General features: G+C 69.9%; 25 protein-coding genes and 1 tRNA gene. 12 read left to right on the top strand and 14 right to left on the bottom strand.

Features of this window, described 5'->3' with window-relative positions; translation table 11 throughout:
* Nucleotides 1-101 precede the first annotated feature (101 nt).
* From ASG40_RS01325 to ASG40_RS20130, 6 genes are all read right to left on the bottom strand, one after another.
* Nucleotides 102-1,346, bottom strand: a complete 1,245-nt coding sequence (locus ASG40_RS01325; protein WP_055879283.1) for an AAA family ATPase — start codon at nucleotides 1,344-1,346, stop codon at nucleotides 102-104.
* Between the two features lie 80 nt (nucleotides 1,347-1,426).
* Nucleotides 1,427-2,161: a CpaD family pilus assembly protein gene (locus ASG40_RS01320; RefSeq protein WP_055879278.1), complete on the bottom strand. Its 735-nt coding sequence runs from the start codon at nucleotides 2,159-2,161 to the stop codon at nucleotides 1,427-1,429.
* Between the two features lie 74 nt (nucleotides 2,162-2,235).
* Nucleotides 2,236-3,786, bottom strand: a complete 1,551-nt coding sequence (locus ASG40_RS01315; RefSeq protein ID WP_082494280.1) for a type II and III secretion system protein family protein — start codon at nucleotides 3,784-3,786, stop codon at nucleotides 2,236-2,238.
* A gap of 54 nt (nucleotides 3,787-3,840) precedes the next feature.
* Nucleotides 3,841-4,647: a Flp pilus assembly protein CpaB gene (gene cpaB / locus ASG40_RS01310; RefSeq protein WP_055879276.1), complete on the bottom strand. Its 807-nt coding sequence runs from the start codon at nucleotides 4,645-4,647 to the stop codon at nucleotides 3,841-3,843.
* A gap of 287 nt (nucleotides 4,648-4,934) precedes the next feature.
* Nucleotides 4,935-5,441 (bottom strand): A24 family peptidase, encoded by a 507-nt coding sequence (locus ASG40_RS01305; protein ID WP_055879273.1) that lies wholly within the window; start codon nucleotides 5,439-5,441, stop codon nucleotides 4,935-4,937.
* Between the two features lie 148 nt (nucleotides 5,442-5,589).
* On the bottom strand, nucleotides 5,590-5,760 hold the full coding sequence (locus ASG40_RS20130) for a Flp family type IVb pilin (RefSeq protein WP_082494279.1): 171 nt from the start codon (nucleotides 5,758-5,760) through the stop codon (nucleotides 5,590-5,592).
* Between the two features lie 511 nt (nucleotides 5,761-6,271).
* Between ASG40_RS20130 and ASG40_RS01300 the strand changes: the two genes are divergently transcribed.
* The 4 genes from ASG40_RS01300 to ASG40_RS01285 all read left to right on the top strand — a co-directional run bounded on the left by ASG40_RS01300 (nucleotide 6,272) and on the right by ASG40_RS01285 (nucleotide 10,275).
* The gene (locus ASG40_RS01300; protein WP_082494278.1) at nucleotides 6,272-6,787 is read left to right on the top strand and encodes a pilus assembly protein N-terminal domain-containing protein; all 516 of its coding nucleotides are present in this window, start codon (nucleotides 6,272-6,274) and stop codon (nucleotides 6,785-6,787) included.
* An 87-nt stretch (nucleotides 6,788-6,874) separates the two neighbouring features.
* A complete protein-coding gene (locus ASG40_RS01295) occupies nucleotides 6,875-7,204 on the top strand; it encodes a hypothetical protein (protein ID WP_055879270.1) in 330 nt (109 codons plus the stop codon).
* A 143-nt stretch (nucleotides 7,205-7,347) separates the two neighbouring features.
* On the top strand, nucleotides 7,348-8,640 hold the full coding sequence (locus tag ASG40_RS01290; protein WP_055879266.1) for an adenylosuccinate synthase: 1,293 nt from the start codon (nucleotides 7,348-7,350) through the stop codon (nucleotides 8,638-8,640).
* Nucleotides 8,641-8,877: 237 nt separating this feature from the next.
* The gene (locus ASG40_RS01285; RefSeq protein ID WP_055879262.1) at nucleotides 8,878-10,275 is read left to right on the top strand and encodes a hypothetical protein; all 1,398 of its coding nucleotides are present in this window, start codon (nucleotides 8,878-8,880) and stop codon (nucleotides 10,273-10,275) included.
* Between the two features lie 70 nt (nucleotides 10,276-10,345).
* On the opposite strand, the gene rpoH is transcribed toward ASG40_RS01285, so the two are convergent.
* A complete protein-coding gene (gene rpoH, locus ASG40_RS01280; protein WP_055879259.1) occupies nucleotides 10,346-11,236 on the bottom strand; it encodes an RNA polymerase sigma factor RpoH in 891 nt (296 codons plus the stop codon).
* A gap of 259 nt (nucleotides 11,237-11,495) precedes the next feature.
* On the bottom strand, nucleotides 11,496-12,467 hold the full coding sequence (locus ASG40_RS01275; RefSeq protein WP_244480496.1) for an RluA family pseudouridine synthase: 972 nt from the start codon (nucleotides 12,465-12,467) through the stop codon (nucleotides 11,496-11,498).
* Nucleotides 12,468-12,655: 188 nt separating this feature from the next.
* On the opposite strand from ASG40_RS01275, the gene ASG40_RS01270 reads away from it, so the two are divergent.
* Nucleotides 12,656-12,730 (top strand) — tRNA-Glu (locus tag ASG40_RS01270).
* 151 nt (nucleotides 12,731-12,881) lie between these two features.
* Here the strand turns inward: ASG40_RS01270 and ASG40_RS01265 are convergent.
* Nucleotides 12,882-15,167, bottom strand: a complete 2,286-nt coding sequence (locus ASG40_RS01265; protein WP_055879249.1) for a lytic transglycosylase domain-containing protein — start codon at nucleotides 15,165-15,167, stop codon at nucleotides 12,882-12,884.
* A gap of 200 nt (nucleotides 15,168-15,367) precedes the next feature.
* Between ASG40_RS01265 and dapA the strand changes: the two genes are divergently transcribed.
* The 5 genes from dapA (at nucleotide 15,368) to pyrF (ending at nucleotide 18,925) form a co-directional block, all read left to right on the top strand.
* Nucleotides 15,368-16,264: a 4-hydroxy-tetrahydrodipicolinate synthase gene (gene dapA / locus ASG40_RS01260; protein WP_055879246.1), complete on the top strand. Its 897-nt coding sequence runs from the start codon at nucleotides 15,368-15,370 to the stop codon at nucleotides 16,262-16,264.
* Between the two features lie 115 nt (nucleotides 16,265-16,379).
* Entirely contained in the window at nucleotides 16,380-16,853 is a 474-nt protein-coding gene (gene smpB, locus ASG40_RS01255; RefSeq protein WP_055879242.1) for an SsrA-binding protein SmpB, read from the top strand.
* A 43-nt stretch (nucleotides 16,854-16,896) separates the two neighbouring features.
* On the top strand, nucleotides 16,897-17,475 hold the full coding sequence (locus ASG40_RS01250; protein WP_055879239.1) for a peroxiredoxin: 579 nt from the start codon (nucleotides 16,897-16,899) through the stop codon (nucleotides 17,473-17,475).
* 57 nt (nucleotides 17,476-17,532) lie between these two features.
* A complete protein-coding gene (locus ASG40_RS01245) occupies nucleotides 17,533-18,171 on the top strand; it encodes a uracil-DNA glycosylase family protein (RefSeq protein WP_055879237.1) in 639 nt (212 codons plus the stop codon).
* Between the two features lie 55 nt (nucleotides 18,172-18,226).
* Complete coding sequence (pyrF, locus tag ASG40_RS01240; RefSeq protein WP_055879233.1) at nucleotides 18,227-18,925, top strand: orotidine-5'-phosphate decarboxylase; 699 nt, start codon at nucleotides 18,227-18,229, stop codon at nucleotides 18,923-18,925.
* On the opposite strand, the gene ASG40_RS01235 is transcribed toward pyrF, so the two are convergent.
* From ASG40_RS01235 to ASG40_RS01215, 5 genes are all read right to left on the bottom strand, one after another.
* Nucleotides 18,926-19,552 (bottom strand): TetR/AcrR family transcriptional regulator, encoded by a 627-nt coding sequence (locus tag ASG40_RS01235; protein WP_055879230.1) that lies wholly within the window; start codon nucleotides 19,550-19,552, stop codon nucleotides 18,926-18,928.
* Nucleotides 19,553-19,814: 262 nt separating this feature from the next.
* On the bottom strand, nucleotides 19,815-20,012 hold the full coding sequence (locus tag ASG40_RS01230) for a hypothetical protein (protein ID WP_055879226.1): 198 nt from the start codon (nucleotides 20,010-20,012) through the stop codon (nucleotides 19,815-19,817).
* Between the two features lie 322 nt (nucleotides 20,013-20,334).
* Nucleotides 20,335-22,128: an NADPH-dependent assimilatory sulfite reductase hemoprotein subunit gene (locus tag ASG40_RS01225; protein WP_055879223.1), complete on the bottom strand. Its 1,794-nt coding sequence runs from the start codon at nucleotides 22,126-22,128 to the stop codon at nucleotides 20,335-20,337.
* Nucleotides 22,129-22,210: 82 nt separating this feature from the next.
* Entirely contained in the window at nucleotides 22,211-23,992 is a 1,782-nt protein-coding gene (locus tag ASG40_RS01220) for a diflavin oxidoreductase (protein WP_055881050.1), read from the bottom strand.
* Nucleotides 23,993-24,114: 122 nt separating this feature from the next.
* Nucleotides 24,115-24,621, bottom strand: coding sequence for an Lrp/AsnC family transcriptional regulator (locus ASG40_RS01215; RefSeq protein ID WP_055879220.1), 507 nt, complete (start codon nucleotides 24,619-24,621; stop codon nucleotides 24,115-24,117).
* A 233-nt stretch (nucleotides 24,622-24,854) separates the two neighbouring features.
* Here ASG40_RS01215 and ASG40_RS01210 point away from each other — a divergent pair, with 233 nt between their 5' ends.
* Together ASG40_RS01210 and cysD are read left to right on the top strand one after the other, a co-directional pair.
* Nucleotides 24,855-25,694: a phosphoadenylyl-sulfate reductase gene (locus tag ASG40_RS01210; protein WP_055879216.1), complete on the top strand. Its 840-nt coding sequence runs from the start codon at nucleotides 24,855-24,857 to the stop codon at nucleotides 25,692-25,694.
* Nucleotides 25,691-26,629: a sulfate adenylyltransferase subunit CysD gene (gene cysD, locus ASG40_RS01205; RefSeq protein ID WP_055879212.1), complete on the top strand. Its 939-nt coding sequence runs from the start codon at nucleotides 25,691-25,693 to the stop codon at nucleotides 26,627-26,629. Before ASG40_RS01210 ends, cysD begins: the two co-directional genes overlap by 4 nt.
* Nucleotides 26,630-26,631: the final 2 nt, after the last annotated feature.

Genomic DNA, 26,631 nt, shown 5'->3' with positions numbered 1-26,631 from the left:
CGTGATACGGGCGGTCATCGTGATGCGGGATGCCGGCTTCGCGCCGTTGGGTGTGCCCCGGGCGCGACGCCGTGGCATCGCGGGATCGACGACCGCGGGCATCACGAGGCCTTGCGCCGGGCGATCTTGGCCAGGAACGGCTCGAGCAGGTTCGCCCGGCCGCGCTTGACCTCGGGACGGCCGGTGAGCTTGGCGGCGAGGTCGGCATAGACCTCCGACGCCTTCGCGCCGGGCTGGATCTCGGCGATCATCTGGCCGTTGTTGGCGGCCGTGCCGAACAGGGCCGGATCGAAGGGGATGCTGGCCGTGAGCGGCGCATCGAGGGCCTTGGCGAAGTCGGCCGCGCCGATCTCGGGGCGCTTGGGCACGCCGACGCCGTTGAGGACGATGCGCGGGCGCGCGTCGTTGGGGCGGTTCTGCTGGAGCAGGGTCAGCAGGTTCTTGGCGTTGCGCAGGGAGGCGAGCTCGGGAGCCGCCACGATGACGATCTCGTCCGCGGCGATCAGCAGCCGCCGCGTCCAGGCCGACCATTGGTGGGGGACGTCGAGGATGATGCAGGGCACCGCCGCGCGCAGCAGGTCGACGAGGTTGTCGAAGGCCGGCTCGGACAGGTCGGTGGTGCGGTCGAGGATCGCGGGCGCCGAGAGCAGGCTGAGGTTGTCGCTGCATTTCGAGAGCAGGCGGTCGAGGAGGTTGCCGTCGAGGCGCTCGGGCGCGAACACCGCCTCTGCGATGCCCTGGGGCGGGTCCTGGTTGAAGTTGAGGCCGGCGGTCCCGAAGGCGATGTCGAGGTCGGCGATCACCGTGGCGGTGCCGTGGCCGCGGGCGATGGTCCAGGCGAGGTTGTGGGCGATGGTCGAGGAGCCGACGCCGCCCTTGGCTCCCACCACCGCGATGGTGCGGCCCACGGGCTTGGCGCCGGGCGCCGTGAACAGGTCCGAGATCGACTGGATCAGGGTGATCGGGTCGACGGGCGCCATCAGGTATTCGCTCACCCCCCGCTGCAGGAACTGGCGGTAGAGCTGCACGTCGTTGACGTGGCCGATGACGATGACCTTGGTGCCCTCGTCGCAGACCTCGGCCAGGGAATCGAGGCATTCGAGGGGGCGCGACTTGGCCCCTTGCGTCTCGATGATGATGACGTTCGGGGTGGGGGCGTGGCGGTAGGCTTCCACCGCGGCCGGCCCGCCGCCCATCTGCACCTTGACGTGGGCCTTCTGCATGCGCCTGTCGAGGCAGGCGGCCTCGATCATGCCCGCCGCGTCCTGGGTCTCGCAGAAGGCCTGGATCGTGATGCGTGGCACCGGTGCGATCAGGCGCTCGGATGTCTCGTGCAGGTCCGCCATGGTCGGTGATCCGGTTCAGGTTGCCGCGGTGAAGACGGCGAGGCTCGCGGTGGTCCCGACATGCGCGACCCGCGTCTCGCTCAGTTGCCGACCTGCGACTTCACGCTCGTCTGCCCATCTTGATTCCATCTGGTTGACGGATCCTTGCCTTGGCGCAGTTTTCCGATGTCCAGGGTGCGCCGGACGGAGTCGACCGGACCCTCCGGGCGGCCGCGCACGAGGTCGACCGGGTCGGCGACCTGGGCGGCGAAGTTGGTCTGGGACGCGCAGCCGAAGTTCCAGGACGGCTCGTTGCGGTTGCTGGTGACGGGATCGCTGACGCCGAGGTCGCCCGGCCAGGTGCCGCACTGGCTGGCGACCTTGGCCTCCATCCGCTGGAAGCTCACCCGCACCGGCGCCGACAGCGCGGGGTTGGCCACCGCGTAGTTCTCGACCACGATCTGGCGCGGGGGCACCCCGCCCTCGGCCGCCACCCGGCGGATCGACGCCGCGGTGCGCTCGACTCCCGCGCCCACCGCCGGCGATACGCCGCGGGGCATGTCGAGGACGAGGACGCCGCGGCCGAAGCGGCGGAATTCGAGGACGAAGGCGTCGAGGTCCGCCGTCTGGCGCGGGTCGAGATGGCCGGTGCCCGTCACGAAGACGTCGAGGCTGCGCTGGTTGTCGGTGAGCACGATCGGATGGCGTGCCCGGTAGTCCGCCGGCGCGACCGAGCCGGTGGTGATCACCCGCTCCGAGCGGCAGGCGCCCAGCAGACCGGGCAGGGCCACGAGGGCCGTGAGGACGAACGCGGTCTTGACGGGTTTCGAGGTCATCGGTCGTGATCCTGGTGGCGCCGGAGCGTTGACGGGAATGGCCGCGCTGGGCCTGGAGCCGGACGGGGCCGCCGTCAGTCCGTGATGAAGCCGACCCGGCCGCGATAGGTCGGGCCGAGCGGCGCGGCGCCCGCGCCGCCGTAGAGGCGGTTGACGCGCCCGAGCAGGATCGCCTGGCTGTCGGAGGCATCGACGAACCCGTCGTCGGGGCGCGCCACCTGCTTGGCCTCCATCGGCTTGGCGATGTAGGGCGTCACCATGATCATCAGTTCGGTCTCGTCGCGCTGGTAGTCGCGCGAGCGGAACAGGGCGCCCAGGATCGGCAGGTTGATGAGGCCGGGCAGGCCGGTGATGGCCGCCCTGTTCTTCTGCTGGATCAGGCCGGCGGTCATCATCGTGGCGCCGGAGGCGAGCTCGATCGTCGTCTCCGAACTGCGCACGGTGAAGCCGGGCACCGCGGTCGTCGTGCCGCTGAAGTTGATGTTGAGGGTGTTCTGCTGGTCGATCTCGGTGACGTCGGTCCCGACGCGGATCGAGATGCGGTTGTCGGCCAGCACCACCGGGGTGAAGCTGAGGCTGACGCCGTAGGGCTTGAAGGTGATGCTGGGCTGGCAGCTCTGGACGCCGGTGGTCGATGCCGAGCAGGCGAGGGCGCCGGGCACCGGCAGCTGGCCGCCGGCCGTGAACTTGGCCGCCTCGCCGGAGATCGCCGTCAGGGTCGGCTCGGCCAGGATGCGCGAGACGCCGGCCTGCTCGAACGCCTGCAGCGTCGCGGAGATGCCGTTCCCGGTGAGGTTTCCCAACGCGTCGGTGGCGCCGATCACGCCGCCGATCCGGTTGCCGGCCGGAAACCGGCCGCCGTTGATGCCCAGCGGCGCGGTGTTGGCCAGGCGCAGGCCCGACCAGCTGCCGCTGACGTTGATGCCGAACTGCTTGAGCACCGTGCGCGAAACCTCGACCACGGTGACGCGCAACATCACCTGGTCCTTGCCGCGGATGGTGAGGTTGTTGACGACCGTGCCGCGCAGGCCCCCCGCTCCCCCGCCCGCGCCGAGGCCGACGAAGGCGTTGGCGATGTCGAGGGCCTGGGCGGCCTCCGCCGCCGAGTTGACCGTGCCCGTGAGCAGGATCGAGTCGCCGGCGGCGCGCACGTCGAAGCGGGCACCGGCGATGCTCTGGTTGAGGGTCTGGCGCAGCACGTTGAGGTCGCGCGCCACGGTGACGTCGAGGGCGGTGATCTGGCGCCCCTCGGCGTCCATGATGAAGATCGAGGTGGCGCCGTTCTCCATCCCGATGATGAACACCTTGCGGGTGGAGCGGACCACCGCGTTGGCGACCTTCGGGTTGGCGACGAACACCTCCTTGGCGTCCCGCGGCAGATCGATGATCAGCGAGCGTCCGATGGTCAGGTCGAGCTTGCGCGAGGTGGCGGATTCGTCGCTGCCGACGTCGAGGACCGGTGCGGCGGTGAGCACCCCGGCGGGGCGCGCCAGTGCCGGGCCGGCTGCCGCGATGGCACCGGCCAGGGCGACGGCCGCCACGAGGGCGTGACCCGTCGCGACGCGGCCGATGACGACTGGGGCGCGGGAATCGCGCTGCGACGGGCCACGGGATCTGCTGGTCATCGACGAATCCTTCGTGACGTTTCGGCGAGACATGACGTTTCGGTGAGACATGGCTCAGCGCCGCGATTGCTGTTTCGAGACGCCGAAGCGCACCACCGTGAGGGCCGCGTCGGAGCGCGTCTCGACCGGCGCCTCGGCCTCCGTCGTGGTTCGACCGGAGTCGACGAGGCTGCGCAGCGACAGGGACAGGGAGCCGACCTTCTGCGCCAGGGTGACGAGTTCCGCCTGGGCGGGCGTCAGGGCGAGGGTCGCGGTCTCGCCGGTGACGACGGTGGCGCCGTTCTTCTCCTGGACGATCTGGCCGATGGCCAGGACCCGCACGTCGGTCAGCAGGGTCTCGGAGACCTGGCCGTCGCCGGAATTGCCGGGTTCCTCCTCGCGGAAGGTGCGGATGAGGTCGACATGATCGTTGGGGAGGATGAAGCCGCCGGCCGAGCTCGACCCGCGCGTGTCGATGACCACGGCGACGGCGCGCATGCCCGCGGGCAGGATCGCGGCCATGAAGCCGCCGTCGGACCGCGCCAGCTTCTGCGGTCGCACCGGCTCGCCGGGAAGGAAGGCGGTGCGCACCACCGATCCGGCGATCTCCTCGAGGCCCTTGGGCGAGGCGGTGCGGGTGATGTAGCCGGCGGTCACGCCCTGCTCCGGCCAGGCCTGCCAGCGCAGGTCCGCCGGCCGGATGGTCTGCCCCATCGGCAGCTCGGCGGCGGCCACGAGGACCTCGACCACGGGCATGCTGGGCGGCGGGGGGGCCGAGGCGATGGGTTGCGGCGCGGGCGCTTCGCCACCGCTCATGAGGTAAGCGGCGGCGCCACCCGTGGCGAGGGCAATCCCGAGGACGGCAAGGCGCGCTGGTTTCATTGCCGGGCTTCAACCTGCTAGGGCGACCACTCGCCGCCGATCAGGACGATGCTCCGGGAATCCTCAAATTACGGTTAACACTTGGTAGGATCCCTGCCGGGTCTTCGATGCCGACTTGACACCGGGCCCCGGCCGATCCCGTGCGCGGAAGCGATCCGTCGAGCGGACGTGGACGACATCGCGTCGACGGCGTCGCAATGCGGATGTCGACGTCGCGCAGGGGATGCCGGATCACCGCGGGAGGGGCGGTGCACGGTCACGTCCGGCCAGCGGCCGGACCGATGGTTTCACGCGGCGAGGGCGCGCGACCAGACTAATGTCTCGGGAAGCACCACCAGGGCCGATGCCGCCAGGGCGATGCCGTAGGGAACGCCGGTCTTGCGGTCGTGGAGGTGCAGGACGAAGGGAAGACGGCCGGCGATGAAGGGGAGCGGATAGTTGCGGGACACCAGGAGCAGCAGCGTCAGGGCACCCCCCGCGATCGAAGCCACGATCAGATAGTCGACCAGGTGGTCGAACCCGAGCCAGAGGGCGGTGGCGGCCGCGAGCTTGGCATCGCCGCCGCCGATGACGCCGAGGGCGAACAGCGTGAAGGTGACCGCGAGCACCAGGCTGCCGGCGCCGACGTGCAGCCCGACTTCGGTCCAGGTGAAGCCGCAGGCGGCCGCGAAGGCGAAGAACCCGACGACCAAGATGAGCGACACCCGGTTGGGGATCGTCATCGTCAGGAGATCGCTGGAGGCCGCGTAGGCCATCAGGAACGGGAATACGACGAGGAGTCCCAGCGTGCCCATGGCGGTCTTCCCATGACGTGGAGGTCGGCGACGGATCGGGCGACATGGAGACGAAGAACGGAAACGAGGAAAGGACCAGACAGTCGCCTGGCCCCTTCCATCACCCCAGGACCGGACGATCGTACGAAGCGATCGTCGGATGTCCGGCTTACGAACCCTTGATGTTCGAACCGATCTTGACGAAGGTCGCGTTCAGGTTGGTGCCGATGGTGGTCAGAGCGGTGATCACGACGACGGCGATGAGGGCGGCGATGAGGCCGTACTCGATGGCGGTGGCGCCGGACTCGTCGGAAGCGAAGCGCTTGAAGATGCTGGTCATGGGGTGCGTCCTTGTTTGACGATCTACGATGCGTCCTCGAAGACCGTCGCGGCTCATTCGGTGACAGGTGCAGATTGTCAGGAGCGCCTTGAGATTAGGTTAAATCGGTCACCGAAACGGGATCGGGCCGGTAGGGACGTTTCTGTGGTAAAATTGCGCTTAATCGCCTGGCGGCGCAGGGTCGGAGGCTAGGTCGAGACTATCGACCCCGCCACGGGGGTGCATGCCAAGGTTTGGCTACACGAACACGTGATCGATGGGGCCGCGGGGGGAGATTTTGCGACGCACACTCATGAAGTGCGGTCGTCCTCGCCCCACCGCCCTCGGGGCCGTGCGATCGCCGCCACCGCCGGATTTAGCGGTTCGTTCACTCTTCCATGATGTTCTTGCCCGGCACCGTCGTTCCGGTCGCCGCGAGATCGAGAGCCGTCTCGGTCGTCCGGCCCGGACGATCCGGCCGCCGGCACGCTTGGGCCGATCGTCGCCTCCTGACACAAGAGTCGTGTTTCCCATGTCCGATCGGCTCGCTACCACCTCCCGCCCCTCGCCCGCCCGCCGGGCGTGGCGCGCGGCCCTCGTCGTGGCCGGGGCGATCGCGCTGTCGGCGGTGGCCGATATCCGGGACGGCGCGGCTCAGGGCGTTCCCGCGGTGATCACCGTGACGGTCGACAACGCCAAGGTGATGCGGCTGCCCGAGAAGACCCGCACCGTCATCGTCGGCAATCCCATGGTCGCCGACGTGTCGCTCCAGAAGAACGGCGTCTTGATCCTGACCGGCAAGAGCTTCGGGGCCACCAACCTGATCGCCCTCGACGGGACCGGCGAGATGCTGGCCGAATCCACCATCAGCGTGCAGGCCCCGCAGGCCTCGGTGGTGATGGTGCAGCGCGGGCTCGACCGCGAATCCTATTCCTGCACGCCGAACTGCCAGCCCTCGGTCCAGCTCGGCGATTCCTCCAAGTATTTCGGCGAGGTCAGCGGCCAGGCCGACACCCGCCGCAACCTGGCGACCAGCGGCGGCAAGTAGCGGCCCGCCGATCCCTCGGCCGGGGCTCGCGGGCATCGGAACCTCGTCGGCAACCGGCGGTTTCCTCCTCCAAGACCTGGAGGTCCCATGCCGAGCCTGACCCGTACCGCCACGCTCCTTCTCGCCGGACTGATCAGCAGTGCGGCTTTTGCCCAGTCCCCGGACGCTCCCCTCAAGGGTCGCGACACCGACCCGGCCCTGCCGCCGCCGAACCAGACCATCCCCGACAAGATCCGCCCCGAATCCGGCGACGCCACCGGTTCGACCTTGAGCGACAAGCTCGAAAAGAGCGACGGCGTCATCAAGCCGCCGGCCGGCATCAGCCCCGACATGACGGTCGCGCCGCCGGTGAAGGATCCGGGCGGCATGCCCGTGATCAAGCCCGGCCAGTTGCCCGGCAACGGCGAGCCCAAGTAGGGGCGGGGCCAAGCAGGGCATCCCGGACGGTCCGGGCGTCGCCTTGCAATCGACGATGAGATCGCCCAAGACAGCGGCGACATTAAGCCCCGGCCCGGCCCGGGGTTTTTCGCGTGGGCTGAATCAGGACAGGTTGATCACGGATGGCGAATGTCGTCGTCGTAGGCGCCCAGTGGGGCGACGAAGGCAAGGGTAAGATCGTCGACTGGCTCTCCGAGCAGGCCGACGTGGTTGTCCGCTTCCAGGGCGGCCACAATGCCGGGCATACGCTCGTGGTCGACGGCGTGACCTACAAGCTGGCGCTGCTGCCCTCGGGGGTCGTGCGCGGCGGCAAGCTCTCGGTGATCGGCAACGGCGTCGTGGTCGATCCCTGGCACCTCGTGGACGAGATCGCCCGGCTGCAGGCCCAGGGCGTCGAGATCTCGCCGAAATCCCTGCGCATCGCCGACAACGCCACGCTGATCCTGCCGCTCCATCGCGAGCTCGACCACTTCCGCGAGACCTCGGCGCCCGGCCTCAAGATCGGCACGACCAAGCGCGGCATCGGCCCGGCCTACGAGGACAAGGTCGGACGGCGCGCGATTCGCGTCGTCGACCTCGCCGACGAATCGACGCTTGCCGGCAAGATCGAGCGGGTCCTGGCGCATCACAACGCCCTGCGCCGGGGCCTCGGGATCGACGAGGTCGATGCCGAGGGGCTGCTCGCCGAGCTGAAGGCCATCGCGCCGACCATCCTTCCCTATGCCTCCGCCGTGTGGTCGCTCCTCGACGAGCAGCGCCGGGCGGGCAAGCGCATCCTGTTCGAGGGCGCGCAGGGTGCGCTCCTCGACGTCGACCACGGCACCTATCCCTTCGTCACCTCGTCCAACATCGTGGCGGCCCAGGCGGCGACGGGCTCGGGCATGGGTCCCTCCGCGATCGGCTACGTGCTCGGCATCGCCAAGGCCTACACCACTCGCGTCGGCGAAGGCCCGTTCCCCACCGAGTTGTTCGACGAGATCGGCGAGACCATCGGCACCAAGGGCCGCGAGTTCGGGGTGAACACCGGGCGCAAGCGCCGCTGCGGCTGGTTCGATGCGGTACTGGTGCGCCAGACGGTGAAGACGTCGGGCATCGACGGCATCGCCCTGACCAAGCTCGACATCCTCGACGGGTTCGAGAGCATCAAGGTCTGCACCGGCTATCGCCTCGGCTCCGAGATCCTCGACCACCTTCCCGCCAACCAGGCGGCGCAGGCCCAGGTCGAGCCGATCTACGAGACCGTCGAGGGCTGGTCGGGCACCACCGCCGGCGCGCGCTCCTGGGCTGACCTGCCGGCACAGGCGATCAAATACGTCCGTCGCATCGAGGAGCTGATCGGCGCACCCGTCGCCCTTCTGTCGACCTCGCCCGAGCGGAACGACACCATCCTGATGCACAATCCCTTCGAGGATTAGCCGCATCGCGGAGCGGGTTTCGCAAAAGCGGTCGCCGGGTTCACGTCGAAAACCTGCGGCTCATGAAGACGACGGGCAGGGTGAAGCGGCGGCGTGCCGCCGCGAACCTGACTAGGACCACCGGCCCGGACCCTGGCGTTCGGTCCGGCCACGATCCGATGCTCCATCGACGAGCGAAGGCCGGCCCCGCGACACACCCGTTCGCGTGGCCACGGGAGAAGCGGACGAAAACGCACGATGGCCGACTACTACCCGTTGCTGGCGCGCGCGCTCGACGCCCTGCCCGACCGTTCCGCGGACCTGCGCAAGGCCGTGTACGACCGCGCGCGCGGGGCCCTGATCGGCCAGCTCCGTTCCATCGTACCGCCGCTCTCGGAGGTTGACATCGACCGTGAGCGGTCGGCCCTGGAGGCCGCCATCGAGCGGCTCGAGGTCGACTACGGCGAGGTGGCGATCGCTCCTGCCGCTCCGGTCCCCGCCGACGATCCGATGCCGGAGCCGTTGCCGCCCGAGCCGCCGGCTCCTGTCCTGCCGCCGGCCGATCCGGTCCTGCCGGAACCGTCGGTCCTGCCCCCGGCTGTGGCCCCCGTCATCCCGCTGCCGCCGCGCGCCCTCAAGCCACCGGTCGCCGTCGAGCCGATTCGCGATACGGACGGGACGCCGCCGCAGCCTGCCCCGGTCGACGCGCCCCGGAACGACGCGGCCGTGGCCATCGACCCCGCCGCCCGTCTCGACGAGGAGAGCGAGGCCGGGACCCTGCCCGCCGATGCCGCAAACGGCCGGCAGCGGCCGCGCATCGACGTGGTCGCGCCCCGGCGCAGCAATGCCCGCCTGCTGCGCAACGTCTTCGTCGGCAGCGTCCTCGCCATCGTCATCGGGCTGATCGCCACGGCGGCCTACCTGCTGCGGGACCGCCCGAGCGATCTCCAGCCCGTGGCCGGCGACAGCCAGGGTGCCCCCGCCGACGGGGCCGACACGAAGTTCGCCGACCGCATCGGCGGCGAGGCCGCACCCGTCGAGCGCCCCGCCACCGCGCCCGCCGCCAATTCGGGACCGCCCGCCCTGCCGACCCAGCCGGAGGTCGCGGTGGCGCAACGCGCGGTGCTGATCGAGGAGAACCGCGACAACCCGAGCGCGGCGCCCGCGGTCACCCAGGGGAGGGCCGTCTGGCGCCTGGATGTCGTGAACGGCGAGCAGGGCCAGCCGCTCGAGACCGCCGTCCGCGCCACCATCGATTTTCCGGACGCGGGCCTGAGCCTTGCGATGACGATGCGGCGCAACCTCGATGCGACGCTGCCGGCCTCGCATACGATCGAGCTGGCTTTCACGAACACCGGTCCGGCCGGGTCGGCGCGGGCGGTGCAGGATGTCGGCCTGATCCAGGCCAAGGACGAGGAGAACGCCCGCGGTTCGCCCCTGTCGGGTCTGCCGGTCAAGGTCCGCGAGAACCTGTTCCTGATCGGGCTGTCGTCGCTGCGCAACGACGTCGAGCGCAACACCGACCTGCTGCTTCACAAGGGCTGGTTCGATCTCGCGTTGAAGTTCTCGGCCGGGCCGCGTGCGGTGATCACCTTCGAGAAGGGATCGTCCGGCATCCAGGTGATCCAGAACGCCTTCAACCAGTGGCGTCGCTGACGGGGTAATCACCCTGAGCGACCGGTCCGGGTGTGACCGTCACACCCGGACCCGGCACGGAAACGTCGGCTCAGGCGTGCGCGTCGGCCCGGGGTGCCTCGCGGCTGGCGAGGTTGCGCTTGACCGCTTCCTGGATCTTCTCGAACGCCCTCACCTCGATCTGGCGCACCCGCTCCCGGGATACGCCGAACTCTCCGGAGAGGTCTTCGAGCGTGATCGGGTCGTCGGCCAGACGGCGAGCCTCGAAGATGCGCCGCTCGCGCGGATTGAGCACCGAGAGGGCGTCGCGCAGGGCGGACAGACGGTTCTGCCCCTCTTGCTCGCGGGCCAGCACCGTCTCCTGGCTCGGCGTGGTGTCCACCAGCCAGTCCTGCCATTCGCCCTCGCCCTCCTCGCGCAGGGGCGCGTTGAGGGAGGTGTCTCCCGACAGGCGACGATTCATGTCGATCACGTCCTGCTCGGGGACACCGAGCTTGACGGCGATCTGCGCCACCTGATCCGGCTTGAGGTCGCCCTCGTCGAGGGCCGAGATCTTGCCCTTGGCCTTGCGCAGGTTGAAGAACAGCTTCTTCTGGTTGGCCGTGGTGCCCATCTTCACGAGGGACCAGGACCGCAGGATGTACTCCTGGATCGCCGCCTTGATCCACCACATGGCATAGGTCGCCAGGCGGAAGCCCTTGTCGGGCTCGAACCGCTTGACCGCCTGCATGAGGCCGACGTTGCCTTCGGACACCACTTCGCCGATGGGCAGGCCATAGCCGCGGTAGCCCATGGCGATCTTGGCGACGAGCCGAAGGTGCGAGGTCACGAGGCGATGGGCCGCCTCGCGATCGCCTTTCTCGCGCCAGTCCTTGGCCAGGGTGAACTCTTCGTTCGGCTCCAGCATCGGGAACTTGCGGATCTCGTCGAGGTAGCGCGATAGGCCGCCTTCGTTGGCGAGCACGGGCAATGCGCCTGCCATGGTCTCAATCCTCCTTCGACGATCCCCCGATACGGGCGGATTTCAGGGAGCGCGACACCGCTCCCATTGAGCCGGCGACCTGCGCCCCCATCTCTAGTGGGTAACGGATCGGGCCGGTAGCCGGTTCACGAGTCGAACCGAAGCGATAACGCGCGGAAACGGACTCGGGCCGAAGGTGGCACGATTGGCCGCGCCTGCGGGTGCCGTTTCGCACCGACGCGACGAACGGACTTGACCGTTGCCGTGGCGCCACGGCGCCTCACCCATCGGCCTCCAGGGCCGCGGCGAGGGCCGCGAGGTCGGGCGGGAGCAGGCTTTCGAAACGCAGGGTCTGCCCGGTGCGCGGATGCGCGAACCCCAGCAGTGTGGCGTGCAGCGCCTGCCGCCCGAGGTCGACCAGCGCCGCCCGCGCCCCGGGTCCGAGCCGTGCGGCCTTGGTCTTGAAGGCACCGCCATAGACCGCATCGCCCAGGAGTGGATGTCCGCGATGGCTGAGATGCACCCGGATCTGGTGGGTGCGCCCGGTCTCGAGTTCGCAACGCACCAGGGCGACGGGGGCCGCCGTGCCGAGGATGCGCTCGACCCGGTAGTGGGTGATCGCCTCGCGTCCCACCTCTGGCCGGACCACCGCGATCTTCTCGCGGTTGCGCTGGCTGCGTGCCAGGGGCGCGTCGATCGTCCCGCTGCGCGGTTCCGGTGCGCCCCAGACGAAGGCGAGATAGGCCCGCTCCAAGGGTCCTGTGCGGCCGTGGTCGGCGAATTGCGCGGTGAGCCCGTGATGGGCCCGGTCGTTCTTGGCGACCACCAGGAGGCCGCTCGTATCCTTGTCGAGGCGGTGGACGATGCCCGGACGCCGGACGCCGCCGATGCCCGACAGGCTCGCCCCGCAGTGGGCGATCAGGCCGTTGACGAGCGTACCGCCCTCGTGCCCCGGGGCGGGGTGGACCACGAGGCCGGCCGGCTTGTCGACGACGATGAGGTCGTCGTCCTCGTGTACGATGGCGAAGGCGACGCTCTCGGCCAGCGGCTCGGCCGCCACCGCGGGCGGGACGACCACCTCGAAGGACGATCCGCGCCCGACCCGGATCGAGGGATCGACGATCACGACGCCCTCGCGGCGCACCTGCCCCGACTTGACCAGGTCTTGGAGCCTGACACGCGACAGGTCCGGCAGCGCCCTCGCCAAAACCCGGTCGAGGCGTTCCGGGGGGGCGTCCGCATCCAGCGTCACACGCCGGATCTCTGAATCCTGCACCGTTGCTCCCTTCGCTCCACGAGGCCGGGCCACGAAACCGCGCGGGGCGCGTTTTTCTCGCCCCCCGGGGCCTTGCTCCCGCCCGCCGCCCTCGCTATAGCAACGCCCTCCGGACGCAAGTCGTCTCGCGCCGGAACAAGCGTCGGGGCCCAGGCCCCGACCCCGCGCCCATCGTCTAGCGGTTAGGACAGGTCCCTCTCACGGATCAGACCGGGGTTCGATTCCCCGTGGGCGCGCCATTCAGTTTTCGTCACATCGTGATCGTCGCGCGGCTTGCGAGCGCCGGAGTTCGCTGCCGCGTGGCCGAGCCGCGACGGGGCGGCCACGCGACGCTGCGGCTCCGCCTTCCCCGATCCCTCGCCGCGAGATCGCGCCTCGCGCCGGCCGCCTTCAGCGCGCGCCGCGCTGTAGGTCGCTCTCGATGAGCAGGGCGCTGCGGCCGTCGAGGCGGTTGCGGTAGACCTGCAGGTTCTCCATCACCCGCTGCACGTAGTTGCGCGTCTCGGTGAAGGGGATGCGCTCGACCCAGTCGATCGGGTCGACGCCGCTGCGGCGCGGGTCGCCGTAGGCGTCGATCCATTTCTTCACGTTGCCGCCGCCGGCGTTGTAGGAGGCGAAGGCGAGGATGTAGGAGCCGCGCCAGTCCTCCATCAGCTCGCCGAGGTGGGCGTGCCCCAGCCGTGCGTTGTAGGCCGGATCGCTGGTGAGCCTGTCCTGGTCGTAGGACGCGCTCACCCGCCGGGCCGTGCGCTGGGCGGTGGCCGGCATCATCTGCATCAGGCCGCGGGCCCCGACGCTCGATTGCGCGCGCGGATCGAACTGGCTCTCCTGGCGGGCGATGGCGAAGACCATCGCCTTCTCCACCAGCGGCACCGCGGCGGACGCCTCGTAGGCTGGGATGCCGATGGTGGGATAGGCGTGGGCGTCGAGGGGCAGGCCGCGCTGCACCGCGAGCTTGCCGATCGCCACCAGCGCCCGCGAGTCGCGCATCTCCACGGCGAGGTCCCCCAGCGCGGTGATCTCGGCCGGGTCGGTGAGGCGGGTGGCGATGTCGATGTAGAGCGGCAGCGCCAGTTCCTTGAGGGAGGCCGCCTCGAGCAGGCGCAGGGCACGCAGGCAGAGCCGGTCGTCGAAGGCGGTCCTGGCCTTTGACTCGAGGGGGACGACGCTGCGCAGGGGCAGGCTCGCCTCGCCGAGCTTCACCCGGGCGAGCTGGCCGTAATAGGCGATCGGCTGCAGGGCGGCGCGCTGGTAGTACGGGCGGGCGCTCTCCGCCCCCCCGAGGATCTCGGCGGCGCGGCCCTGCCAATAGGCGGCGCGTGCCAGCGAGATCGGCGTCTCCGCGATGGCGGCGGCGGTGGCGAAATGCCCTGCGGCCGTCGCCGCGTCGCCGGAAAAGCGCAGGGCGATCCAGCCGGCGTGGAACTCGGCCTCGATCCGTTTCTCCACCGTGCGGGCGCTGTGGCCGCTGGCGACCCGATAGGCGGTCTTGGCGTCGCCCATGTCCATGAGCTTGCGCGCCACGATCCGGCGCTCGACCCACCACTCGTCGCCATCGGCGAGCACGTCCGGGTTGGTGGGGGCGGCGGCCAGCATGGCGGCGGCCTCGACGGTCTTGTCGGCCCGGCGCAGGAACTGGGCCCGCGACATCAGGTAGGAGGAATCGTTGCGCAGGACGAGGGGGACCGCGTTGAGGGCCGCACCCGCGCCCGCGCTCTTGTCCTCCACCGCCCGGCGCGCCTTCACCAGGGTGACGTAGGAAGCGCCGGCATAGCCCGCCGCGCGGGCCGCGAGCTCCCAATCCTCCTTCAGGAGGGCCCGCTCCATGCGGAAGCGGTGGTCGGTGCGGGTGATCGCGCCGGGAAACGCATCGAGGATGCGCGTCTCGAGGGACTTGCCGAAGCTGTCGGATCGCCAGAGGTCGCGCACCAGGGCCGCCGCGTCCTGGTCGAGGGCGTCGGCCTTGAAGGCCAGCGCCAGGGCGACCTTGCCCGGCACGCTGGCGGGCTTGGCGGCGGCGAAATAGGCGCGCACTACCGCCGGGCTCTTCTTCTCGGTGAGGAGGGCCTCCTCGGCGCGTCGCCGGATCAGGGCACCCGCCGGCCAGTCCGGTGTCGTGCGCATGAACGCCACGGTCCGTTCGAAGCCGATGCCGGCCCCGGCGCGGATCGCCACCCATTCGAGCAGGGCGCGCGCGGCCGGGTCCTTGAAGGCCTGCGCCGAGCGGTCGCCGTCGCCGACGCGGCCCTTGCGGTAGGCGTCGACGGCCTGGCGCAGGGCGTCGATGTCGGTGTCGCCCGAGCGCGACAGCCGGGCGGGATCGGGCAGCTCCGGCACCGGGGCGGCCGGCGTCACCGCCGCGTCGGGAAGCGGGAAGGCGATGGGCGCATCGGCATCGGCCGAGGCATAGGCGGACGCCGCGCTGCCCCTGATCGGGAGCGGGCCGGTGGACAGGGGCTTGGCGGCCGATTCCGGCGCCGTCAGCTCGACCTTGGCCGCATCGGCCGAGACCGGGTCCGAGATCGCCTTGTCTTCCTCGCGCTGGCCGGCGGGCGCCACGGCATCGCTGACGGGCACCGCCTCGTTGGAAAACCCGGGCCCCGCGGCGGCGAGGCCGAGCGCGAGGGCGAGGCAGGCCGTGGACAGGCCGCGGAAGGGGACGAGCGTGACCGTCATCGTGCGTCTGGTCCCATCGTGAATCGGGCTTGGAGCGCGGCCGTGGGGCAGGCTGAGCCAAGCCCCGTTAAGGACGCGTTAACCGCGTGGCCGAAGCGTTTGCGCGGGCGCAGCCGACGGCCTATGTCTGCCCGGCTGCCGGGGCCGCGACGCCGCCATGGGCCCGCGAGCGTGAGAGATCGACGGCCGGGAACGCCAGGATGACCGAGACCACACGACGCCTGAAGGGCGCCATGACCGCCCTCGCCACGCCCTTCAAGGACGGCGTCTTCGACGAGGCCGCCTTCCGCGCCTTCGTGAACTGGCAGATCGACCAGGGCATCCACGGCCTCGTGCCCACCGGCACCACCGGCGAGAGCCCGACCCTGACCCACGACGAGCACGACCGGGTGGTCGAGGCCTGCGTGGCGGAGGCCGCCGGCCGGGTGCCGGTGATCGCCGGTGCCGGCTCGAACTCCACCTCCGAGGCGGTGGCGCGGGCGCGCCACGCCGAGGCGGTGGGCGCCGACGCCGTGCTGGTGGTGACGCCCTACTACAACAAGCCGACCCAGGACGGGCTCTATGCCCATTTCAAGGCCGTGAACGACGCGGTCGGCATCCCGATCATCATCTACAATATTCCTGCGCGGTCGGTGGTCGACATGAGTGTCGAGACCATGGCGCGCCTGTTCGAGCTCAAGAACATCGCCGGCGTGAAGGACGCCACGGCCAAGCTCGACCGGGTCAGTCTCCAGAGACAGGCCATGGGCGAAGACTTCATCCAACTTTCGGGCGAAGATGCGACGGCGCTCGGATTCAATGCCCAGGGCGGCGTCGGCTGCATCTCCGTGGTCTCGAACGTCGCCCCGCGACTCTCGGCGACCTTCCAGGAGGCGACCCTGGCGGGCGATTACGCCAAGGCGCTGCAGCTGCAGGACGTGCTCCTGCCGCTGCACGTGGGGCTGTTCGCCGAATCGAACCCGTCGCCGGTGAAATACGCCCTGTCGCGCCTCGGCCTCATGCGCGACGAGGTCCGGCTGCCGCTCCTCACGGTGAGCGAGGGCACCAGGGCCATCGTCGACGCGGCCCTTCAGCACGCGGGACTGATCGAGGCCTGATCGCCCGGCACCGACGGCCCCGGCCGCCCTCGCAGAACGCGACGCGGCAAACCATATCCCGAATCCTACCCCAAGACCCGGTGGCACGGCGCACCCGGCCCCAACCGGCATCGAGATGGCTCCCAAACCCGAACCCTCCCGTCGCATCGTCGCGGACAACCGTGCGGCGCGCTACCACTACGAGATCTCCGACGTCCTGGAGGCGGGCATCGCGCTGACCGGGACCGAGGTGAAATCCCTGCGCAAGGGCAAGGCGACGATCGGCGAGGCCTACGCCGGGCCGTCGGGCGACGACCTGATGCTGTTCAACGCCTACATCCCGGAATATCTCGAGGCCAACCGCTTCAACCACGAGCCCAAGCGCCCGCGCCGGCTGCTGCTGCACCGCCGCCAGATCGACAAGCTGATCGGCGCCACCCAGCGCGAGGGCTACACGGTCGTGCCGTTGAAGATCTATTTCAACGACCAGGGCCGGGCGAAGATCGAGCTCGGTCTGGGCCGTGGCAAGAAGCTCCACGACAAGCGCGAGACCTCGAAGCAGCGGGATTGGGACCGCGACCGCGCGAGGATCCTGCGGGACCGCGGGTAGGGACCGGGACCGCCGATTGGCCCGGAAGGCGAAGGAGGTTGCGATGGCGCAGGACTACACGGCACTCCCCGACGACCTGCCGGCACCGGCCGACGACGGGGCCGCCCGGCATCTCGAAGGCATTCGCCTCCCCGACGTCTCGCTCTCGGCCACCGACGGCGGCCGCGTCTCGCTGGCGAGACTCGCCGGGCGCACGGTGGTCTACGCCTATCCGCGTACCGGCGAGCCGGGACAGCCCAACCTGGTGGCCGATTGGGACGCGATCCCCGGCGCGCGCGGCTGCACGCCCCAGACCTGCGGTTTTCGCGACCACCATGCCGAGCTGGTCGCCCGCGGCGTCGCCCAGGTCCACGGCCTGTCGACCCAGACCAGCGCTTACCAGCAGGAGGTGGCGCAAAGGCTGCACCTACCCTTCACCCTGCTGGCCGACCCCCACCGCGCCTTCGCCATGGCGATCCGCCTGCCGACCTTCGAAGCGGCCGGCCAGATCCTGCTCAAGCGCCTGACGATGGTCGTCGACGACGGCCGCGTCACCAAGGTGTTCTACCCGGTGTTCCCGCCCGACCGCAGCGCGGCCGAGGTGCTGGCGTGGCTCGAGAGGGCGCCGTCGCCGGCGACGTGATCCCACCGTAGGCCGCCAGGCCTCGCCGGGGAGGGGGCCGCGCCTTACCTCCCCGCCATGCCGCCATCCACGGGTTTCGATCGCACCGCCGCCGCCCTGCGTGCCTGCCGCCTTTGCCGCGACGCGCCGCGCTTCGGTGCACCGCTGCCGCACGAGCCGCTTCCGATCGTCCAGGGCACCGCCAGGGCTCGCCTCTGCATCGCCAGCCAGGCCCCCGGCACCCGCGCCCACCGCAGCGGCATCCCGTTCCAGGATCCGTCCGGCATTCGCCTGCGCGACTGGCTCGGGCTCGACGAGCCGGCCTTCTACGATCCGGACCGCGTCGCGATCCTGCCGATGGGGGCCTGCTTTCCCGGACTCGACGCCAAGGGTGGCGACCGCCCGCCTCGGCGCGAATGCGCGCCGCGCTGGCGCGACGAACTCCTCGCGGGCCTGCCGGCGCTCGATCTCGTCCTGGTCATCGGCCAGTATGCCCAGGCGTGGCACTTCGGGGCGATGCCGGACGGGTTGACGGGGACGGTGAAGCGCTGGCGCGCCATCCTCGACGAGCCGCGGCGACCCCGCGCCCTGCCACTGCCGCATCCCTCCTGGCGCAACAACGGCTGGCTGAAGGCCAATCCTTGGTTCGAGCGGGAGCTGCTGCCGGCGCTCAGGGCCGAGGTGGCGGCGGTGATGGCGCCCGGGCCCAGCCCGTGACGTTGACAGGGCCGGGCTTTGGCGGGATTCCTCCCGCCGCCACACGGAGAACCCGATGCCGACGACGATCGCAGACCCCCGTGACCGTCTGATCGTCGCCCTCGACGTCGCCACCCCGGACGAGGCCCTCGGCCTCGTCGAGCGCATCGGGGACGCCGCCACCTTCTACAAGATCGGCTATCGTCTGGCCTACGGCGGCGGCCTCGCCCTGGTGCCGCGTCTGGCGGCGGCCGGGCTCAAGGTGTTCCTCGACCTCAAGCTGCACGACATCGGCAACACGGTGGAGGAGGGGGTCGCGGCGCTGTCGGACCTCGGCGCCACCTTCCTCACCGTCCACGCCTATCCCCAGACCATGCGGGCGGCCGTGCGCGGACGGGGCGCCAACGGACCGCGCATCCTGGCGGTGACCGTGCTGACCTCCTACGACGCCGCCGATCTCGACGAGGCTGGCTATGCGCTGCCGGTGGCCGAACTGGTGGAACGCCGTGCCCGCCAGGCGGCCGAGGCCGGCATCGACGGCATCGTCTGCTCGGCCTTCGAGGCCGGCCCGGTCAGGGCCGCGATCGGGCCGGACCGCTGCATCGTCACGCCCGGCATCCGCCCGAGGGACTCCGCCACCGGCGACCAGAAGCGGGTGATGACGCCCCGCGAGGCGAGGACGGCGGGCATCGACCATGTGGTGGTCGGTCGGCCGATCACCGCGGCGTCCGACCCGCGCGCGGTGGTCCAGGCCATCGTCGCCGATCTGGCCTGATCACGAGGACGGCGCGCGCAGGCCCCTCAGGAGGAAGCCGATCATGTCCTCCAGGGGCGGACCCGGGATGTTGGGATAGAGGCTGACGAGCAGCGGGTTGCAGTAGCGCACGATCGCCGCCTGCACGCAGAGGGCCGCCACCTCGGCATCGGCCACGCCGAACTCGCCGTCGCGCATGCCTTCGCCGACCACCCGAACGAGGACGGCGCCGATGCGCGAGACGTGCCGGCCGCAGACCTCCCAGCTCTCGCTCATGGCCGCCTCGACCATCTCGTGCATGCGCGGATTGGCGCGGCAACGCTCGACGCAGTCGTGGTGCAGGGCCCGGACGATGTCGGCGATGCGGTCGGTGGCACTGCGCCCGGGCGCATCGGCGATGGTCGCGATCAGCGCTTCGATGTCTTCGATCACGCGAGCGACCACGGCCTCGTTGATCGCCTTCTTCGACTCGAAGAAGCGATAGACGTTGGCCGGGCTCATGCGCAGGGCCTTGGCGATGTCGGCCACGGTCGTCTTCTGGTAGCCGATCTCGTGGAAGAAGCGCTCGGCCGTCGCCAGGATACGGCACCGGGTCGTGGGTGCGGTCTCGTCCGGCACCAGGGTCGCCGCGTCGGCATCGTTCGTCATCGCGAGACCCTAGGTCGCCCGCCCGCGTCCGTCAAAACGACCGTGCGTCGTCCGCGCCATCCATTCCCGTCTCCGTTGAAAGAGGGGCGGGCACGTCGAAGAGTCCTACTCTTTCAGGATGAGGACGGACCACTTTTTCCAGGTCCGCGAGCGCAATCTCCGGCAATCGCCGCGCTTCCATCGCGACCCGGGGCACATCCGCGCAAAAAGCGGCGGAGAAAAATCTCCGCCGCGAAACGACGACACAGAATGCCCAGGCGGTCTAGGAACCGAACTGACAGCCCAGCTGCTCGAGATACTCGGCGAGATCGACGCCGCCGATGCGCTTGCCGTAGTCGAAGCGCATGCCCTGGCGGATATCGACGCTGCTGACCTTGGTGGTCAGCGTGAACGGCTTCACGCAGATCCAGGCACCGTCGCGGCGATGCTCGAAGTAGCTGAGGAGTTCGTGCTTGGCCATGGCCGCCTCTCATCGGGTGTAGCCCATTAACGGCCATGCCGACAATCGGTTCATCGTAAAGTGGACGATCTTGCAAAAAGCTTAAACACCGGCCCTCGTGCCGCGATGCATTCGTTCTTGTCGCATTGCAACAAAAGAGGCTCGGTCTTGGCAGGTCATACCTGGCGAAGTGTATTGTTCGACGTCCAGACCACGCATCGCCCGTCATAGGGTCCAGAACGCGATTTCGGGTCGAGGGTGCGATGCCCGGGACGCCGGGGACCATCCAAGCCAGCTCGGAAACGATCCCGAGCCGGCATGGATGACGGGGATGCCGCCGCCCTCAGGCGACGTTCCTGAGCGCTCCCGTGGCGAGGTGGAAGTCCGGCCCGTTGTGGGTCCTGGCCACCACGCCGTCCCGGATCAGGAAGTCGCCGAAGCGTTCGCCGGGCTGGCGGCGGGCGGCATAGGCGGCGAACAGCGGATCGAGGGTCGTCCGGATCTGCGCCGCGGTCACGTCCTCGGCGTAGAGCTTGCCGAGGCGCGAGCCGTCGAAGGCCGCACCGAGGTAGAGGTGGTAGCGCTCGGGGCCGCGTCCGACGAGGCCGATCTCGGCGATGAAGGGCCGGGCGCAGCCGTTGGGGCAGCCGGTCATGCGGATGGTGATCTCGTCCTCCGACAGCCCGTGCGAGGCCAGGCTCTCCTCCAGGTCGGTGATGAGGTCGGGCAGGTAGCGCTCGCTCTCGGCCAGGGCGAGGCCGCAGGTGGGGAGCGCGACGCAGGCCATGGAGTTGCGCCGCAGGGCGCCGGCACCCTTCAGCAGCCCGTATTCCTCCACCAGCGCCTCGATCGCGGGACGCTTCTCGGCCGACACGTTGGCGATGATGACGTTCTGGTTGCCGGTGAGGCGGAAGTCGCCGTCGTGGATCTCGGCGACGCGCCGCAGACCGGTGAGGATCTTCGGGCCGTCGCCGTCGTAATCCTTGATCCGGCCGCTCGCCACGTAGAGCGTGAGGTGGTGGCGGCCGTCGTCGCCCTCGGTCCAGCCGTAGCGGTCGCCGTTGTTGGTGAAGGTGAAGGGCTTGGGGTCGGCGAAGGTCTTGCCGAGACGCTTCTCGACCTCGGCGCGGAAGGCCGCGAGCCCGTAGCGCTCGATGGTGTACTTGAGACGGGCGTTCTTGCGAACCTTGCGGTTGCCCCAGTCGCGCTGCACCGTCATCACGGCCTCGGCGACCCGGACGGCCTCGTCGGGCTTGCAGAACAGCATCACGTCGGCGGTGCGCGGGAAGGTGTCGGTCTCGCCGTGGGTCATGCCCATGCCGCCGCCGACGGTGACGTTCCAGCCGGTGACCTGGCCCTTCTTATCGAGGATGGCGATGAAGCCGAGGTCGTGGGCGAAGATGTCGACCTCGTTGGAGGGCGGCACCGCCACCACGATCTTGAACTTCCGCGGCAGGTAGGTCTTGCCGTAGACCGGCTCGTGCTCGTCCTCGCCGCCGACAACCCGCTCGCCGTCGAGCCAGATCTCGCGCCAGGCGTTGGTCTTGGGCAGGAGCGAGTCGGAGATGGTCTTGCCGAGCTCGTAGGCGGCCTTGTGCGCGCCCGACTGGGCCGGGTTGGTGGCGGCCATGACATTGCGGTTGACGTCGCCGCAGGCGGCGATGGTGTCGAGCAGCGCCGCGTCGATGGCGGCCATGGTGCGCTTGAGGTTCGACTTGATGACGCCGTGGTACTGGAAGGTCTGGCGCGTCGTCGCCCGCAGGGTGCCGTTGGCGTAGGTGGTGGCGATGTCGTCGAGCACCAGCCACTGCTTGGGGGTGACGACGCCGCCGGCGATGCGCAGGCGGATCATGAAGCTGTAGGCCTTGTCGAGCTTCTTCTTGGTCCGCTCCGGGCGCAGGTCGCGGTCGTCCTGCAGGTACATCCCGTGGAACTTCACGAGCTGGCCGTCGTCCTCGGAGATCGCGCCGGTGGCGTGCTTGAGGAGCCCGTCGGCGAGCGTCCCGCGCAGGAAGCCGCTGGCGATCTTGATGTGCTCGTTGTGCGACAGCCCGGCCTCGCGGGCCGCCTCGGCCTCGTCGATCGGCCGCGTGGTCGGCGGGGTCTCGTAGGAGCGGGGAGGGGTGTGATCGTCCATGGCGGGATTCCGGTGATTTCGAGGTGTGGTCGCAGCGTTCGGTGCGTTCCTTCCCCTCGTCGGGGGGAGGGCTCGGGTCACGCTAATAGACGTCCTGCCGGTAGCGATGGCTCCGCTCCAGGGCGGCGACGGCGCTCTCGGCATCGGCGTCGCTGAGGGACTTCACCTCGGCATAGGCCCGGACCACGGCGTTGCGCACGTCCTTGGCCATCCGGGTGGCGTCGCCGCAGACGTAGAAGCTGGCGCCGCCGTCGAGCCAGTCCACCAGCTCCTTGCGATGCTCGTAGAGGCGATCCTGCACGTAGACCTTCTCGGGCTGGTCGCGGGAGAAGGCCACGTCGATCCGGGTCAGCGACTTGTCTTCCAGGGCCTCCTGCCATTCGAGTTGGTAGAGGAAGTCGTGGGTGAAGTGGCGGTCGCCGAAGAACAGCCAGGATCGTCCGACGTCGCGGCCGTCGGCCTCGATGGCGCGGCGCTCCTGCACGAAGGCGCGGAACGGGGCGACGCCGGTGCCGGGCCCCACCATGATGATGTCCTGCGCCGGGTCGTTCGGCAGCCTGAAGTGCCGGTTCGGCTTGAGCTTCACCTTGAGCTTGGCGCCGTTCCTGATCCGGTCGGCGACATGGACCGAGGCGACGCCGGACCGGGCGCGGCCGTGGCTCTCGTAGCGCACCGCGACGATGGCGAGATGGACCTCGTCGCCGACCTCCTTGCGCGATGAGGCGATCGAGTAGGCCCGCGGCGGGAGCGGCCGGGTGATCGCCTCCAGATGCTCGCGCGTCAGGGCCGCGGGGAAGGCGCAGATCAGGTCGACGAGTTGGCGCCCCTCGATCCAGCTGCGGACCTCGCCGCTGTCGATCAGCGCCTTGGCCTCGGCCTGTCCCGTGGCCTTCACGAACCGCTCGACCGTGGTGGCCGACAGGGTGGTGACGTCGCGCTCGGCGATGAGTGAGCGGCGCAGGGCGTCGTCGCCCGTCAGCCCGGCGGCCGCCAGGATGTCGTCGACGAGGGCCGGGTCGTTCTCGGGGTAGATCTCGAGGGAATCGCCCGGCTCGTAGGCGGGCGCGCCCTCCGCGAACTCGAGGGCGAGGTGGATCGTCTCCTTGTCGGAGCGCGACGAGTTCAGGTTCACGTGGTCGACGACCTCGGCCAGGACCGGCTCTCGGCTCGGCTCGGCGTCCTCGGCGTCGTCGGTGCCGACGCGGCCGGCGAAATCCACGGCCACCACGTTGTCGGCGGACGGGGGCGGCGCCAGCGCTTTCAGCGTGTCCCTGATCCAGGCGGCGGCGGGCGTCTCGAAGTCGAGGTCGAGGTCGGCGCGGTCCACGGCGCGTTTGGCGCCGAGCGCTTCGAACCGGGCATCCAGCGCCTTTCCGGTGGCGCAGAACTCCGCGTAGGAGGTGTCGCCCAGGGCCAGGACGCCGAAGGTGACGCCCTCGAGGCGCGGGGCGCCCTCGCCCATCAGTTCGTTGTAGGCGCGTACGGCGCGGGCCGGCGGCTCGCCCTCGCCCCAGGTGGCGGCGATGGCGACGATCCGCTTCTCCTGGCCGAGGCTCGCCACGTCGAGATCGGCGAAATCGATCACCTTCGGCTTGAAGCCGCTCTTCTTGGCGAGCTTGGCGATGGTGCCGGCCAGGGCCTCGCAGTTGCCGGATTCGCTGGCGTAGAGGATCGCCAGGGGCTCGGCCGCCTTGGGCGGGGCGGCCGGAGCCGCCGCCTGCGGACCGGCCGCATCGAGGCCGGCCAGGAACCCGGCGAGCCAGGCCCGCTGCGTCGGCGAGGCGGCACCGAGGACCGCGTCGAGGCTCGCGCGGGCGGTGTCGTCGAAGGGGGAGTTGCGGGGAATGAGCGCGTGTCGGGCCATGAGGGTCGCCATATCGTCCTGGTCGCGTCGTCCTGAGGGCCGGGCCGTCGGCGGAACGTCCGTTTTACAGAACGACGCTTCGATAGAAGGACCTGCCTACGTTTGCAGTGCAAAATAGAACTTTATTCTTCCAGCGTCGCCGCCGCCATGGGGATGAGCCGCCCCTGCGCCGGCAGGGAGGGCAGCGGCAGCGCCGTGGTCGATTTGACTTTCTCCATCGCGAAACGGGAGGTGACGTTCTTGAGCGGCAGCGTCGCGATGAGTTGCTTATAGAAGGTATCGTAGGCGCGCATATCGGCTACGACGACGCGCAGCATGTAGTCCACATCGCCGGCCATGCGGTAGAACTCGAGCACCTCGGGCATCGCCGAGACGGTGGCGGCGAACCGCTCCAGCCAGTCGCGGGAATGGTCCGCCGTCTCGATGGAGACGAAGACGGTGAGGCCGAGGCCGAGCTTGACCGGATCGAGCACCGCCACCCGCCGGTCGATGACGCCGTCGGACTCCAGGCGCTGGATGCGCTTCCAGCACGGGGTCTGCGACAGGCCGACCCGTTCGCCGATCGTGGCGATGGAGAGGGTCGCATCGGTCTGCAGCAGGCCGAGGATCTTGAGGTCTATCGAATCCACAGGGGCCTCTTGATGTCGGGCCGTCCGCGCGGGCCGGGTGTGCGAGAGCACCGCGCGATCGGGGGTATTGAGAAGGATCTTCCAGTCGGAGGCAACCGATCCGCCTCCGCATCGTTGGCGTCGGGACCTGGCAAGGGGCCGGAATACCCCCGCGCCATGGCCGCCATGCCTTGACACCGTTCGTTATAGCGAACATCTCAGGCTCACGACAACAGGCTTCTTCGATCACCCTCATGAGCATTCCCCTCGACCGGGCGGCCCGCGACCTCGCGGCGGCGATGGCCCCCCTCGATCTCCCCGGCCGCATCCGCCTCGTCGGAGCGACCGTCCCCGGCCGCCTCGTGTTCACCACGAGCCTCGGGATCGAGGACCAGGCGCTCACCCACGCCCTCGCCATGGCCAAGAGCCTCGACGCCAAGAGCCTCGGCCGGAGCCAGTCGGAACCGGGGCGGATCGAGATCGTCACCCTCGACACCGGCCGTCTATTCCCGGAGACCTACGACGTCTGGGCGGAGACGGAAGCGGCCTACGGCATCCGCATCATGGCCTATGCGCCCGAGCGCGTGGCCGAGGAGGCCTTCGTCGCGAGCGAGGGCATCAACGGGTTTCGCCAGTCGGTAGCCGCGCGCCAGGCCTGCTGCGGCCTGCGCAAGGTCGAGCCCCTCGGGCGGGCGCTCGCTGGTGCTGCCGGCTGGCTGACCGGCCTGCGTGCCGGGCAATCCGCCAACCGGGCCGAGACGCCCCTGGCGGAGGCCGACGAGGCGCACGGGCTCATCAAGATCAATCCGCTCGCGGACTGGAGCCGGGCGGACGTCGACCGCTTCGTGCTGGACAATGTCGTGCCCTACAACGTGCTGCACGACCGGGGCTTTCCTTCGATCGGCTGTGCGCCCTGCACCCGCGCCGTCAAGATCGGCGAGAGCGAGCGGGCCGGGCGCTGGTGGTGGGAGCAGGAATCGAAAAAGGAATGCGGCCTGCACCTCCACCCGTCCGCAGCGTCGGTCGAGCCGGGCTCCGAGCCCCACGCCTTCGAGACGACCACCCGCAACACGAGCCCGGAGATGGCCCGATGAGCGCCGCTTCCCCGACCCTCGCCGCGACGCGGTCAGGGCGACTGACCCACCTGCAGCGCCTCGAGGCCGAGAGCATCCACATCATGCGGGAGACGGTCGCCGAGACCGAGAACCCGGTGATGCTCTATTCCATCGGCAAGGATTCCTCGGTGCTGCTGCATCTGGCGCTCAAGGCGTTCGCGCCCGGGCGCCTGCCGTTCCCGTTGATGCACATCGACACCACCTGGAAGTTCAAGGAGATGATCGCGTTTCGCGATGCCCGTGCGAAGGAGCTCGGGCTCGACCTGATCGTCCACACCAACCAGGACGGGCTCGACCGCGGCGTCGGCCCGATCAGCCACGGCTCGGAAGTCCACACCGACGTGATGAAGACGCAAGGGCTGCGTCAGGCCCTCGACACGCACAAGTTCGACGCGGCCTTCGGGGGCGCCCGCCGTGACGAGGAGGCGTCGCGCGCCAAGGAGCGCATCGTCTCCTTGCGCACCGCGCAGCACCGCTGGGACCCCAAGCGCCAGCGCGCCGAGCCCTGGCACATCTACAACATGAAGAAGAAGCGCGGCGAATCCCTGCGCGTCTTTCCGCTCTCCAATTGGACCGAGCTCGACGTCTGGCTCTACATCGAGCAGGAAGGCATCCCGATCGTACCGCTCTATTTCGCGGCCGAGCGCCCCGTGGTGGAGCGCGACGGCCAGCTCATCATGGTCGACGACGAGCGGCTGCCGCTGGCGCCCGGCGAGACGCCGCAGATGCGCAAGGTCCGCTTCCGCACGCTCGGCTGCTACCCGCTGACCGGCGCGGTGGAGAGCCCGGCCGTGACCCTTCCCGAAATCATCGGCGAGACCCTGGCCGCCCGTACCTCCGAGCGCCAGGGCCGGGTGATCGACAAGGACGGGTCGGGTGCCATGGAGCGCAAGAAGCAGGAGGGGTATTTCTAGAG

It is taken from the genome of Methylobacterium sp. Leaf399, from assembly GCF_001424525.1.
In the GTDB taxonomy this organism is placed as follows: domain Bacteria; phylum Pseudomonadota; class Alphaproteobacteria; order Rhizobiales; family Beijerinckiaceae; genus Methylobacterium.
This window is presented reverse-complemented; position numbering and strand designations above follow the sequence as displayed.

Bases quoted from the DNA above. Each gene is read 5' to 3' on its own strand.
- ASG40_RS01325 (WP_055879283.1), bottom strand. From the start codon at position 1,346: ATGGCGGACCTGCACGAGACATCCGAGCGCCTGATCGCACCGGTGCCA.
- ASG40_RS01320 (WP_055879278.1), bottom strand. From the start codon at position 2,161: ATGACCTCGAAACCCGTCAAGACCGCGTTCGTCCTCACGGCCCTCGTG.
- ASG40_RS01315 (WP_082494280.1), bottom strand. From the start codon at position 3,786: ATGACCAGCAGATCCCGTGGCCCGTCGCAGCGCGATTCCCGCGCCCCA.
- cpaB (WP_055879276.1), bottom strand. From the start codon at position 4,647: ATGAAACCAGCGCGCCTTGCCGTCCTCGGGATTGCCCTCGCCACGGGT.
- ASG40_RS01305 (WP_055879273.1), bottom strand. From the start codon at position 5,441: ATGGGCACGCTGGGACTCCTCGTCGTATTCCCGTTCCTGATGGCCTAC.
- ASG40_RS20130 (WP_082494279.1), bottom strand. From the start codon at position 5,760: ATGACCAGCATCTTCAAGCGCTTCGCTTCCGACGAGTCCGGCGCCACC.
- ASG40_RS01300 (WP_082494278.1), top strand. From the start codon at position 6,272: ATGTCCGATCGGCTCGCTACCACCTCCCGCCCCTCGCCCGCCCGCCGG.
- ASG40_RS01295 (WP_055879270.1), top strand. From the start codon at position 6,875: ATGCCGAGCCTGACCCGTACCGCCACGCTCCTTCTCGCCGGACTGATC.
- ASG40_RS01290 (WP_055879266.1), top strand. From the start codon at position 7,348: ATGGCGAATGTCGTCGTCGTAGGCGCCCAGTGGGGCGACGAAGGCAAG.
- ASG40_RS01285 (WP_055879262.1), top strand. From the start codon at position 8,878: ATGGCCGACTACTACCCGTTGCTGGCGCGCGCGCTCGACGCCCTGCCC.
- rpoH (WP_055879259.1), bottom strand. From the start codon at position 11,236: ATGGCAGGCGCATTGCCCGTGCTCGCCAACGAAGGCGGCCTATCGCGC.
- ASG40_RS01265 (WP_055879249.1), bottom strand. From the start codon at position 15,167: ATGACGGTCACGCTCGTCCCCTTCCGCGGCCTGTCCACGGCCTGCCTC.
- dapA (WP_055879246.1), top strand. From the start codon at position 15,368: ATGACCGAGACCACACGACGCCTGAAGGGCGCCATGACCGCCCTCGCC.
- smpB (WP_055879242.1), top strand. From the start codon at position 16,380: ATGGCTCCCAAACCCGAACCCTCCCGTCGCATCGTCGCGGACAACCGT.
- ASG40_RS01250 (WP_055879239.1), top strand. From the start codon at position 16,897: ATGGCGCAGGACTACACGGCACTCCCCGACGACCTGCCGGCACCGGCC.
- ASG40_RS01245 (WP_055879237.1), top strand. From the start codon at position 17,533: ATGCCGCCATCCACGGGTTTCGATCGCACCGCCGCCGCCCTGCGTGCC.
- pyrF (WP_055879233.1), top strand. From the start codon at position 18,227: ATGCCGACGACGATCGCAGACCCCCGTGACCGTCTGATCGTCGCCCTC.
- ASG40_RS01235 (WP_055879230.1), bottom strand. From the start codon at position 19,552: ATGACGAACGATGCCGACGCGGCGACCCTGGTGCCGGACGAGACCGCA.
- ASG40_RS01230 (WP_055879226.1), bottom strand. From the start codon at position 20,012: ATGGCCAAGCACGAACTCCTCAGCTACTTCGAGCATCGCCGCGACGGT.
- ASG40_RS01225 (WP_055879223.1), bottom strand. From the start codon at position 22,128: ATGGACGATCACACCCCTCCCCGCTCCTACGAGACCCCGCCGACCACG.
- ASG40_RS01220 (WP_055881050.1), bottom strand. From the start codon at position 23,992: ATGGCCCGACACGCGCTCATTCCCCGCAACTCCCCCTTCGACGACACC.
- ASG40_RS01210 (WP_055879216.1), top strand. From the start codon at position 24,855: ATGAGCATTCCCCTCGACCGGGCGGCCCGCGACCTCGCGGCGGCGATG.
- cysD (WP_055879212.1), top strand. From the start codon at position 25,691: ATGAGCGCCGCTTCCCCGACCCTCGCCGCGACGCGGTCAGGGCGACTG.